Raw genomic sequence first — 12,313 nt, forward strand, 5'->3', positions numbered from 1 at the left:
TGAGTTGTCTTTTCATCTGTGATCGGCAACCCCTGAAAAGTTAGATATTCTCAAGAATAGCTTGGGCGACAACTTCATCGGCGATCGGTTTTGCGATCGACTTGCTATGCAGATCCGCCAAAATAGAGTCCACCTTTTTCAACCATCCTGCAATACTGATAATCAGCCGTCATCACAAGGTCATACATTAAGATGAACAGCAATACCAGCACAGACTCAACAATCAAGCTGAATCAAGCATCCCTGTCTCGTTTACCTGGAAACGTGCGCGTACCCAAGTACGATCGCCATCAAATTACTAATGGAATTGTGCATATTGGGGTTGGTGGATTTCATCGATCGCACCAAGCGCTCTATCTCGATGATTATTTCCATCAGAATCCTGGTAGTGACTGGGGAATCTGTGGGGTTGGATTGCTTGACAATGACTATGACAGGCGAATGCGGGATGCGCTTCTGCCCCAAGATTGTTTGTATACCTTAGTTGAGCGATCGCCTGAGAGCGATCGCGCTCGGATCATTGGTTCAATTACTCGATATCTATTTGCACCAGACAATCGTCAAGCAGTTATTGAAGCATTAGCCGATCCCAAATGCCGAATTGTTACTCTAACGATCACTGAAAGCGGCTACTACTACATTGAAGGAAGTGGCAATTTCGATGTAAACCACCCGACGATGCAGCACGATTTGCAACATCCTGACCAACCAATTGGGACATACGGTTTTTTGACAGCCGCACTCGAAAAGCGGCGTAAACAGGGGTTGGCACCCTTTACAGTCTTGTCCTGCGACAATATCCAGGGCAACGGCAACATGGTGCGGAAAATGCTAACTACATTTGCCCAAATGCGCGATCGGGATTTAGGAAGTTGGATTGCTGAACACGTTGCGTTTCCTAACTGCATGGTCGATCGCATTACTCCGCTGACAACCCCAGCAGATATCAAAATGGTGGCCCAACAGTTTGGTATTGATGATGCGTTTCCCTGCGTCGCGGAACCTTTCATTCAGTGGGTAATCGAAGATACCTTTTGTGCAGGCAGACCCGATTGGGAATCCGTTGGCGTAAAGATGACTAAGGATGTTCATCCCTATGAAATGATGAAAATTCGGCTGCTTAATGCCAGCCATATGCTGATTGGCTATCTCGGCTCTCTGGCAGGTTATAACTACGTTTATGAAGTCATGGCTGACCCTTTGTTTCAGCAAGCCGTTGCTAACCTGATGGATGAGGTGACACCTACGCTTCAACCCGTTCCGGGGATTGATTTAGACGATTATAAAAAAACTTTAATTGAACGGTTTTCTAATCCTAAAATTCGCGATCAGCTTCCACGCCTTTGCCTGAATGGATCGGCAAAAATTCCTAAGTTTGTTTTGGGATCGATCCGCGATAAATTACAACTTGGAGGTGCGATCGATTACCTAAGTTTGACGATCGCTGCTTGGTGTCGCTATCTCAATGCTTACGATGACCAAAACCGTCCTATCGTCATTGATGACCCTTTAGCAGACAACCTCACTCAACAAGCCCGCTCAGGTAAAACAGATCCCACTCCATTTCTCAGCCTATCTGAAATTTTTGGAGATTTAGTAAAGTCCCCACGTTTCGTCGAGGCTGTTGCTGACAAGTTGCGTAATTTGCATGAGTTTGGTTCTCAAGGAACGCTAGGCCGATTGTCGTAAGTACCATCTGCATCCGTATTGCCTCTGGCTAAAGCATCTATCTTAAGGTGGATTCTCCTGAGTGAGTCACTCAGGTTCAATGGAGAAGACCGTGTATGTATACGGATGAATCTTAATGAAGCGCGACGCCACAGGCAAGTTTCTTAGCAATTGGAACTCGGAGACGAAAGAACGAGTGAGCGTATCTCTCACTAATACAGCATGGCGATCGCTCGATAAAGAGGCTCACAGGCGAGGAATTTCTCGCTCTGAAGTCATTGAACGCTTTGCCCGCACTCTTGAAGGCGAACAGTTGTTCCCTGCCCAAGAAACTGAGGGCAAGGTAGCAATAATTCTGGAAAGCATTACGGATGCTTTTGTCGCCTTCGATCGCGACTGGCGCTACACCTACGTGAATGGGGCGGCGGCTCAAATCCTGCACAAAACACCAGAAGATCTACTAGGAAAGCACGTTTGGAATGAGGTTTTTCCTGAGCTAGTTGGTGCAATTCCCTATCGAGAACTCCATCGGGCAATGACGGAACAAGTTCCTGTTGCCTGGGAAGAATTTGGGGAATCTGTCCAGCGTTGGATAGAGGCGAAGGCCTATCCCTCGACGGCAGGAGTAGCAGTTTATTTTCGCGATATTACAGAACGCAAGCAAGCAGAGGCAGAACGAGAACGGTTATTGCACGAGCTTGAAATCGAACGCGCCCGATTTGAAGCCGTTTTGCGACAGATGCCTGCGGGTGTAATAATTGCCGATGCGGCATCCGGTAAGTTAGTTCTAGCGAACGAACAAACCAAGCAAGTTGTTGGGTATGACTATGAACAGTCGCTTGAGATTGAGGAATATGCACCCATTGCTCCCTTTGAAGCCTTTGGCTCAGATGGTCAGCTCTATGCCCCTCATGAGTATCCCCTGGCGCGATCGCTAAAAACCGGTGAGGTCGTTACCAACGAAGAGATGGAAATTCATCAAGATGATGGTAGCCGCGTCTTCATTAACATCAACTCAGCACCAATTCTAAATAGTCAGGGAGAGATTGTTGCAGCCGTTGTTATCTTCCAAGATGTGACGGATTACAAACAGGTTGAACAGGCATTACGAGAGAGCGAAGAACGCTTGCGATTGGCATTAACGGCGGCTCAGATGGTGGTCTGGGATATGGATTTGCCGACCAATCAGGTCGTGTGTTCTGCTAATGCTCTAGACGTTTGGGGTTTTCATGAAGGGACGGGAGAAGAGTTTGTTGCGCTCATTCATCCAGACGATCGACAACAGGTGCTCCAAGCGACGGTAGGGGCAATGGCTGGAGAACAGCCCTACGCACCGGAGTATCGGGTAATTTGTCCAGACGGCGTTGTGCGCTGGCTCAACAGTCAGGGACAAGTCTATCGGGATGAGACGGGGCAAGGAGTTCGCATGATTGGCGTTTCGGTTGATATTACAGAACGCAAACAGATCGAAGCAGAACGCGATCGTCTTTTAAAACGAGAACAAACTGCCCGACTCGAAGCAGAAAGCGAACGCAAGCGGTTGTATGAAATCCTGATGCAGCTCCCTGTCATGATTGGCATTTTGAAAAGTCCCGATCTTGTGTATGAATTTGCCAATCCAACCTATTTGCAAGGGACTGGACGCACTCCAAACATTATTGGTCAACCGATGCGGCAGGTTTTCCCAGAAGTAGAGGGGCAAATTTACTTTGACGTGCTTGAACAGGTTTATCGAACGGGAGAAACATTTATTCGGGAGGAGTCACCTACTTACTTGGATCGCAATGGCGATGGGGTGTTGGAAGAGGCATTTTTTAACTGTATCTTTCCGGCTTGGCGAGATGCTGAGGGAACCATTCAGGGCGTCTTAATTTATAACATGGACGTAACAGCCCAGGTGCGGGCAAGGCAACAGATTGAAGCATTACTGGCAGAACTTCAGCACAAGGAGAGACAGCAGCAATTTCTGATTGAATTGAATGATGCGATTCGTGCCATTCAAGACTCGAAGGAAATTATGTGGCGAGTGGTTAGCTCCGCAGGGCAACATTTCCAAGTCACTCGCTGTACCTACGGTGAAATTGATTCTACTCAGGAATATGTGATTGTCGATCGCGATTATTGCAATGGTGTAATCAGCATAGTGGGTAGACATCACCTAGATTCGTTTGGCCCTGAACTCATTGCTGAATTAAAGCAGGGCAAAACTATTGTCGTAGATGATGTTGATCGCGATCCTCGGACTGCCGGATCGGGGGCTGCTACCTTTGACGCAATTCAAACCAAATCTCTCCTATGTGTTCCATTGGTGAAAGAAGGGCGGTTTGTTGCATTGTTGGTGTTGCACCATGTCTCTGTTCGCCACTGGACGGAGGAAGATAGGGTGCTGATGGAGCGAATTGCTGAAAAAACCTGGCTAGCCGTGGAGCGGGAGCGGGCAGAAGAGGAATTGCGCGAAAGTGAAGCTCACCTGCAACTGGCAGTAAGAATCGGACGCATGGGAACGTGGGACTGGGACATGCAGACTGATGCTTTGCTTTGGTCAGAAGGACACTTCACCATCCTGGGTCTACAACCGAATGAGTGCGAACCCACCTATGAAGTTTGGGCAAATCGGGTCCATCCGAATGACTTAGCAGAAGTTGAGGCGAAAGTTCAGCGAGCCATAGCTGAGAAGAAAGAGTATCACCATGAATATCGCCTGTGTTGGTCAGATGGCTCGATTCACTGGGTCGAAGCCAGAAAAGAGTTTACTTATGATTCTCAGGGAAATCCCAAGCACTCGATCGGAGTTGTCATTGATATCACAGAACGCAAGCAAGCGGAAGAGGCGTTGCGTCAAGCCCTACAAAAGCTCAACTTCCATGTTGAAAACTCTCCAATGGCAGTCGTTGAATGGAATCGAGACTTTCAAATCATTCGGTGGTCTGCTGGTGCAGAGCGCATTTTGGGCTGGAAAGCCGAAGAAATTCTGGGCAAGTCTTTAACCGAGATACCTTTTGTCTTTGAGGAAGACCTAGAATCGGTGACTGAAGTCTGCCAACGGCTGGTCTATGGTGATGAACCCCATATTTTTTCATACAACCGCAATTACACCAACGATCGCAACATTGTGCATTGCGAGTGGTATAACTCCAGTCTCAGGGACGAATCGGGACGGATGATTTCGGTGTTATCGCTGGTGCTGGATGTGACGGAGCGCAAGTATGCCGAACAAGAACGAGAACAACTGTTAGAGCGCGAACGTATTTCCCGTTCTCAGGCAGAAGCCGCACAGCGCCAACTGGCAACTATTTTTGACACGTCTCCGGTGGGACTTGCCCTGTTAGATGCCCAGCAGCGATTTATTGCTATTAATGAAGCATTAGCAGAAATTAATGGATTAACCCGCGAGCAACACTTAGGCTATTCAATTCCAGAACTTTTTGGTCAATCCGATCCTCAATTAGTTGAAGTCTTTGATCAGATCTACACAACAGGAAATCCCTTCACTTCACCCAACTTGGCGGTGAATGTTCCCGGACGCAGTGATCGCCGTCCCGGCTATTACAACGTTTACTATCTTCCGACTGTTAACTTTAATAGCCAGGTAGAAGGCGTTCTAGTCTATGTGGTAGATGTGACGGAACGGATGCAGTTAGAGCTTGCCCAACGTTTTCTCTCTGAAGCAAGTGCGGTGCTTGCATCCTCACTTGATTATCAAACTACTTTGGAGCAAGTCGCGCAGCTTACAGTGCCGGAATTAGCGGACTGGTGTACGGTTCACATCATAGAAGAGGATGGTGCGATCGAGCAGATTGCGGTTGCTCACATTAACCCTGCCAAGCTGGAATGGGCATATCAGATGAGAGACAAGTATCCTCTGAACCCAGATGACCCTCGCGGTGCTGCATTGACCTTGCGAACTGGGGAATCTGATTTGGTGCCAGAGATTCCCGATGAACTATTGGTACAGGCAGCCCGTGACCCAGAGCATTTAGAGATTCTGCGGCAGGTTGGATTCAAATCGGTAATGACGGTGCCACTACGAACTCAGGCACGAATTCTAGGGGCCATTTCCTTTATCTCAGCCGAATCTGGACGACGGTATACCTCAGCAGATTTGCAACTGGCAGAGGAATTGGCGCGTCGTGCTTCCTTGGCGATCGACAATGCTCAGTTATATCGGTTAGCTCAACGCGATCGCGCAAAAGCAGAAGCCGCTAACCGGATTAAAGATGAATTTTTAGCCGTATTGTCCCACGAGTTGCGATCGCCCCTCAATCCGATTCTGGGCTGGACAAAATTGCTACGAACAGGGCGACTAGATACCACAAAAACCCAGCAAGCGCTGGAAACGATCGAACGCAACGCCAAGCTGCAAGCCCAATTAATTGAGGACTTGTTGGATGTCTCGCGCATTCTGCAAGGAAAAATGACGTTAAACGTCGCTCCTGTGAATCTAGCGGCAATGATTGAGGCTGCACGGGAAACGGTACGACTAGCAGCCGAAGCCAAACACATTCAAATCCAAACTACATTTAATCCTATTTCAGGAACGGTTTCAGGCGATAGTAATCGCCTCCAACAAGTAGTCTGGAACCTCCTCTCCAATGCTGTGAAGTTCACCCCAACCGGAGGACGTATCGACGTGCAACTAGAGCAGGTTGGTATGTACGCTCAGATTCGAGTCAAAGATACTGGAAAAGGCATCCAACGAGAGTTCTTACCCCATGTGTTTGACTACTTCCGTCAAGAAGATGGCACCATAACCCGACAATTCGGCGGATTGGGATTGGGACTAGCGATCGTCCGTCATTTTACCGAACTGCATGGAGGAACCGTTCAAGCAGACAGCTTAGGACAGAACTTAGGGGCTACATTTACCATCCGGCTACCGTTAAACATCGTAGAACCGGAGCCCTCTTCTGATGACAGGCATCCAGAAAGTGCGGCAGACTTAGCAGGTATTCAGGTCTTGGTTGTGGACGACGATGCAGATATGCGGGAGTTAGCAGCATTCACCTTGATGCAATCTGGCGCACAAGTTGCCACAGCAGCTTCGGGGGCACAGGCGTTGACCCTCCTGAATCAATCTCTCCCCGATCTACTTTTATGTGACATTGGGATGCCAGAGATGGATGGTTATGCCCTGATTCGGCAAATTAGAAAGTGGTCCCCCCAACAGGGAGGCACGATTCCTGCGATCGCACTTACTGCCTATGCTGGGGAGATCAATCAGCAGCAAGCCTTAGCTGCCGGATTTCAGATCCATATCTCCAAGCCTGTCGAACCTGATGAATTGGTACAAGCGATCGCCCGTTTGCTAAGACACTAAATGATTTGAGGATTAGCTATCATGCTGCTTGGAATTGATTTAGGAACAGGCTCTGCTAAGGCATTGCTCCTAGCGACAGACGGAACCACTATAGGTGAAGCATCAACATCCTATCCTGTTCATGCACCCCAACCTGGATGGGCTGAGTCGGAACCAGAAGATTGGTGGTTAGCTGTTGCCTCGGCTGTTAGGAAGGCAGTGGGAAATCACGCTCAAGAGGTACAGGCGATCGCACTTTCAGGGCAAATGCACGGTGTTGTCCTAGCTTCGGAGTCGGGTCAGCCCCTGCGTCCTGCTATCCTCTGGGCAGATACTCGCTCTAGTGCCACGCTGAACACTTATCATTCGATCGATGCGGCTATTCTAGAGCGCTTGGGCAACCCGATTACGGCTGGAATGGCGGGCCCGACTTTGTTGTGGCTACGAGAACACGAGGCTAATGTCTACACCGAAGCGCGTTGGGCACTCCAGCCCAAAGATTGGCTGCGGTTACGGATGACTGGAGAAGTCGCAACCGAACCATCTGATGCTAGCGGTACTTTGCTTTACGATGTTGTGTCGGACAACTGGGCAGAGGATGCAGTCTCAGCCTTGAATCTACGTAGTGATTGGCTACCAAAAATTATCCCCTCAAGTGCGATCGCAGGCTATCTAACAACTGTTGCTTCAGAGCATCTTGGCTTACCTGTTGGCTTACCCGTTATTGCTGGTGCGGCGGATACGGCAGCGGCGGCACTTGGCAACGGGCTACTAGAGCCTGGTTTGGTTCAACTAACGATCGGCACAGGCGCTCAAATCATTACACCTCGATCGCAACCAATTATCGATCGTCATGGTCGTACACATCTCTATCGAACCGCCCTACCTAACCAGTGGTACACCCTTGCAGCAATGCAAAATGCCGGGTTAGCGCTTGAGTGGGTGCGAGGTATCCTCGGCTTGAGCTGGCAGGAAGTCTATACTAAAGCGTTTTCTGTTCCCCCAGGATGTGAAGGGTTGACATTTTTGCCCTACCTCACGGGTGAGCGAACTCCACACCTTGATCCATATATACGTGGGGCATGGGTGGGGCTGGGACTTCATCACACACAGGGGCACTTGATGCGGGCGGCTTTAGAGGGAGTGGCTTTTGCTTTGCGACAAGGTTTTGAGGCACTTGAGGCAACAGGTTTTAAAGCGACAGAACTGCGTTTAGCAGGCGGTGGAACGGCAGAAATGCCTTGGAAACAATTACTGACCGATGTATTGAGAATACCCCTCTATGCAACTACAGTTGCTGCGGCTTCCGCCCGTGGTGCGGCTCTACTGGCGGGTATCGGAATTGGCGTATACGCAGATGCTAATGACACCATCAAACTGGCAGCCACACCAATGCTTGCTGCCACTCCCCAATCAGTTAATCCAATCCTAGAAGAGGCTTGGTTTCGATATCAATCCCTTTATCCACGACTAAAAAAAATGTGATAGGAGTTATGCCTAAAGGGGGAGGTACTAGAACCTATCGACAATTTACTCTTAAGCTAAGACTGTTTAACATCTGTCAAATAAAATAACTAAGTTTACTACAATAAGAGGTAGATATTACATGAATATATTAGCTGGAATTAAGCTGCCAAAATCAGCCGAGAGCTCGGATGTATATATACGGTGTAATGAATCTGCATCTATAAACTACCAGGAAGATGACAAAAAAGTTGTTTTATCTCAGGGTGGTGTTGTCTCCTCAAATTCTTACTTTAATTCGTTTTACGAGAGATATTATACTCAATATACAACTCTTAGATCTATCTACTATGTGCTGAAACTTGAAGGCGATTTTAAAGTTTCTGTTTACCGAGAATTTGATGGACAAAAAAACAAAGAAATAATTTCTGAAGAGAGCTTTGAGAAATGTCAATTCTCTGATCCTGTAAAAATCTCACCAATAAATCTCCTTCAAGGTAAAAAAGCGGGCAGAATATATTTTGAAATAACTTGTTCTAGTGAACAGGGTGAATTTAAAGGGGCATGGATAGCAACCGATCAAAGTAAAACTAGAGAAGCATCCTTGGGGATTGTAATATGCACCTTTAAAAAAGAGGACTTCATACAAAATACATTAAGTGCAATTTTTCAAGATGAATTACTAGAAGCCAAGGACTTTAAAGTATTCGTGGTTGATAATGGTAGAACTTTAGATGAAGCTGATTTCGGAAAGCCAAAACTGAGGCTAGTTCCTAATATAAATGCTGGTGGAAGCGGGGGCTTTACCAGAGGGTTGGTCGAAGCTTTAGAGGAAAAAAAATATTCTCACTTCTTGCTTATGGATGATGATATAGAGTTAGAAAGTGAATGTATTTATAAATTATTTCCTTTGTATGAATACGCCAATTCGGATTTTGCTGTAGCCGGTGGACTGCTAAATTTACAAAAAAAGCATATGTTGTATGAAGCAGGAGCATCGTACAACGCCTATTCTAAAACTAGAGGATTTGGGCCTGGGGCATTAATTGCTTTAAATTATAATATCGATTTACGAGATTCTAATTCTCTCAACAGGTTGCTCAAGGACGAAGATGTAGACTATGGCGGATTTTGGTTTTTCTCTTTTTCTAAGGAACTTGTTGGACAAACTCAATTACCGCTACCTTTATTTATCAAAATAGATGATGTAGAGTTTGGTTTAAGAATAAAAGAGTTGGGCAATAACATTGTAGCTTTTCCATCAATGGCGGTGTGGCATCAACCAGCGGCGGCCAAGAATGTAAATTGGGAAAATTATTATTATATCCGCAATGATTTAATAGCTTATTCCATCCATTATTCTCCAGAATATATGGCTGCAGTTGAGCATTTGACAAAAGTAATACTTCAGGCTTTAGCAAATTTTGATTACAATCATGTAGAGATGGTTGTAAAAGCTTTTGAAGACTATCTAAAAGGCCCAGATTTTATCAAAAACTCTGACCCAGAAACCTTTCACATGAGCATTGTAAAGCTTAGTAAAAGCTATAATAACCAAAATGAGGTAGATAAATTAGCTGGTACTAACCTTTTAACTAGGTGGTTTAAAGTTGCTGCTGAAGGTATTAATGAATGGTCATCCGTAAGTGAAAAATGGAAAAGTGATTCAAAGGAGATGACATCTACTATATTTTGGCAGCAATACCTTGGGCTAAAGAAATAGAATTGAGAGCCTCTATTGGTTGATGGTTGACAGCTTTGACTGCCAGCAACTCAACAATCCACCACAAAAGCGCCTTGGGATTAATTGTGGTAGTTGACACTCCCCCGTCACAACGTAGGGCTGTTTCGGGACAACCACGGGGGATTGCCCCTACGGAAAACTAGGCTTTTGTAGGGGCGGTGCCCCTGTGCCCGCCCTCACCCACAGATGATGTCATGGGCATTTCAGGCATCGGGGTAACCACGGGGGGTTTGCCCCTACAAGAAAATGAAACAGCCCTGCCGCATTAGGGCATTCCCACTTTCTGATATCCAATGAAAGCCAATTTACAACACATTGCTAGCTTATAGACGACAATAGCCACATTTAGAAAACCAGTTTTTTAGATGTTGATAATTAATTAAATAAGCGTGCGAAGTGCGATCCGGATTGGGTATCAGATGGAAGCAACTTGAGTTAAATGATGACATAATCTTCGCCCAAAACAGCTTGATTCACCTGGGGTTCCGGTTCTACTGGGTCGCTGTAATGAGTCTCAATGTGTTGGATGAAACTTTCCCGATAAGCTTTGAGATGCGAGTTAAGCGCTCCGATATCCTGCTCTCCTGTCGCGTAACCCCTCTCTCTTCGGAAGTGACCGGATTCCTTAACAAAAGCCATGTCAACTTGCCACAAAGCTGAATCAATCGGGCGATATGCCAAATCAACTATATCGTAAGCTGCGAATCCTTGAGACTTCATAAAACTCATTACATCATACATCTGACCGAACAAAGTAACTTCTACAATTACATATTCAGTCTGCTGCAAAATTTCAGTTGCTCCCGCTAAAACATCTAATTCCTTTCCGTCTACATCAACTTTAATTAAATACGGGCCTGGCAAGTTTCTTTCCCTGCATATTCCATCGAGGGTAATGGCTGGTATGTTTCTCAAATAAGGATTGCTGCTGTCAGTAACGCGATTTTCAGAAATTGAAGAATGCAGCATACTGGGACTGACGTTGAGGGTGAAAACTCCCGATTCTTTGGTCGCTGCTGCAATAATGTATTCTGCACTTTTGAGTTTGCGGCAAATTTTGGCGAGATAAGGTTCATTTTCGGCGATCGGTTCAATTAGCAAATGTCGCGCATCGGGGAAAGTTTCGTAAAGGTTAAAAGTTCCTAATGCTGCACCGACATCAATCACAGTTTTTGGTTCAAAACCTAAGTTTTTAGCCAGCAGCAAGCTGCCTGACATGGAGTTTCTGATAATTCCTGTTTGTTGTTGGCTCACAATTTTTCCCAGATTTAAATGTGGATATAATTAATATTATGTCTGGCAGGAGACTTATTGTATGTCCGAATAAAAAAACGAAGCAATCGCCGAGGTTTGCGATTGCTCCCCTCCGGATCGCAATGACAGAAATAGGTTTCAACTGAGATATTGCACCATTCTCAATCAGTTTTTGAGGAACAGGCTTTCCGGCCTGTTCCACAAAGAGTGAATTTTCTTGTGGAACAGGCCGGAAAGCCTGTTCTGGAGAATGGTGCAAGATGTGAGTTTCAACCCAACTTGCTACTATTTCGGGGATTTCTGCGACTTGTTTTCCGGTTCTACAGATTGCAAAGCTTCGTCGAGAATTGCCCGCGCTTCTTCGGCTTTACTTCTAGCTTCTCGATAGCGGACGTTAGCTTGAGCAAAGTTTTTGAGAACCTTGAAACCATCTTTCAAACGACCAATTTCCTCGGCACTCACAGCCTCATCTGTAAACAAAATGTCGATCGCCGCCCGGATTTTGAGTGCTTCTTCGCGGGACTCCATTACTTTCAATTTGAGACTTGCCAAATTGCTCAAAATCTGGACTGCTTCAGTAATCGCGTCCTCGCCGTCAGACGCAGCGTCTTCGATATCCTTAACTTCAACAAACTGCTTGGGCCCAAATCCCTCCACGAGTTCCGTAGGCAGCTTGCCCTCATCCATGAGATCCATCAGCCGATCCATCGCTTCTTCCCGGGCTTTGGCTGAATCTTTCCCTTTGACAGTTAAAATAATTTCGGGGCTTTGAGGAAGTGTATAGCGAACCATATTTTGACAGCCTGTGCGCGAAAACAATTGAATGATATTTTATCTTTATTCGATCGCCAGTTGCAGCTATCAATCTGCTCCATTACCAACCGCTT

The 12,313-nt window shown here is 46.3% G+C and carries 7 protein-coding genes; 4 read left to right on the forward strand and 3 right to left on the reverse strand.

Annotation, left to right across the window (positions count from 1 at the left end):
* The first annotated feature begins 192 nt into the window (after window positions 1–192).
* From QUA24_RS12540 to QUA24_RS12555, 4 genes are all read left to right on the forward strand, one after another.
* Window positions 193–1,689, forward strand: coding sequence for a mannitol dehydrogenase family protein (locus tag QUA24_RS12540; RefSeq protein WP_333211648.1), 1,497 nt, complete (start codon window positions 193–195; stop codon window positions 1,687–1,689).
* A 115-nt stretch (window positions 1,690–1,804) separates the two neighbouring features.
* A complete protein-coding gene (locus QUA24_RS12545) occupies window positions 1,805–6,985 on the forward strand; it encodes a PAS domain S-box protein (RefSeq protein ID WP_333230060.1) in 5,181 nt (1,726 codons plus the stop codon).
* A gap of 21 nt (window positions 6,986–7,006) precedes the next feature.
* Window positions 7,007–8,449, forward strand: a complete 1,443-nt coding sequence (gene xylB / locus QUA24_RS12550) for a xylulokinase (RefSeq protein ID WP_333230062.1) — start codon at window positions 7,007–7,009, stop codon at window positions 8,447–8,449.
* 121 nt (window positions 8,450–8,570) lie between these two features.
* Window positions 8,571–10,151, forward strand: coding sequence for a glycosyltransferase (locus QUA24_RS12555; RefSeq protein WP_333230064.1), 1,581 nt, complete (start codon window positions 8,571–8,573; stop codon window positions 10,149–10,151).
* Here QUA24_RS12555 and QUA24_RS12560 read toward each other — a convergent pair.
* The 3 genes from QUA24_RS12560 to QUA24_RS12570 form a co-directional block, all read right to left on the reverse strand.
* Entirely contained in the window at window positions 10,114–10,251 is a 138-nt protein-coding gene (locus tag QUA24_RS12560; RefSeq protein ID WP_333230066.1) for a hypothetical protein, read from the reverse strand. The genes QUA24_RS12555 and QUA24_RS12560 overlap by 38 nt on opposite strands.
* Window positions 10,252–10,607: 356 nt before the next feature.
* On the reverse strand, window positions 10,608–11,426 hold the full coding sequence (locus QUA24_RS12565; protein WP_333230068.1) for an FkbM family methyltransferase: 819 nt from the start codon (window positions 11,424–11,426) through the stop codon (window positions 10,608–10,610).
* Between the two features lie 285 nt (window positions 11,427–11,711).
* The gene (locus tag QUA24_RS12570) at window positions 11,712–12,218 is read right to left on the reverse strand and encodes a hypothetical protein (RefSeq protein ID WP_333230070.1); all 507 of its coding nucleotides are present in this window, start codon (window positions 12,216–12,218) and stop codon (window positions 11,712–11,714) included.
* Window positions 12,219–12,313 lie beyond the last annotated feature (95 nt).

The organism is Microcoleus sp. Pol12B5 (genome assembly GCF_036701335.1).
GTDB lineage: Bacteria > Cyanobacteriota > Cyanobacteriia > Cyanobacteriales > Microcoleaceae > Microcoleus.

Bases quoted from the DNA above. Each gene is read 5' to 3' on its own strand.
- QUA24_RS12540 (WP_333211648.1), top strand. From the start codon at position 193: ATGAACAGCAATACCAGCACAGACTCAACAATCAAGCTGAATCAAGCA.
- QUA24_RS12545 (WP_333230060.1), top strand. From the start codon at position 1,805: ATGAAGCGCGACGCCACAGGCAAGTTTCTTAGCAATTGGAACTCGGAG.
- xylB (WP_333230062.1), top strand. From the start codon at position 7,007: ATGCTGCTTGGAATTGATTTAGGAACAGGCTCTGCTAAGGCATTGCTC.
- QUA24_RS12555 (WP_333230064.1), top strand. From the start codon at position 8,571: ATGAATATATTAGCTGGAATTAAGCTGCCAAAATCAGCCGAGAGCTCG.
- QUA24_RS12570 (WP_333230070.1), bottom strand. From the start codon at position 12,218: ATGGTTCGCTATACACTTCCTCAAAGCCCCGAAATTATTTTAACTGTC.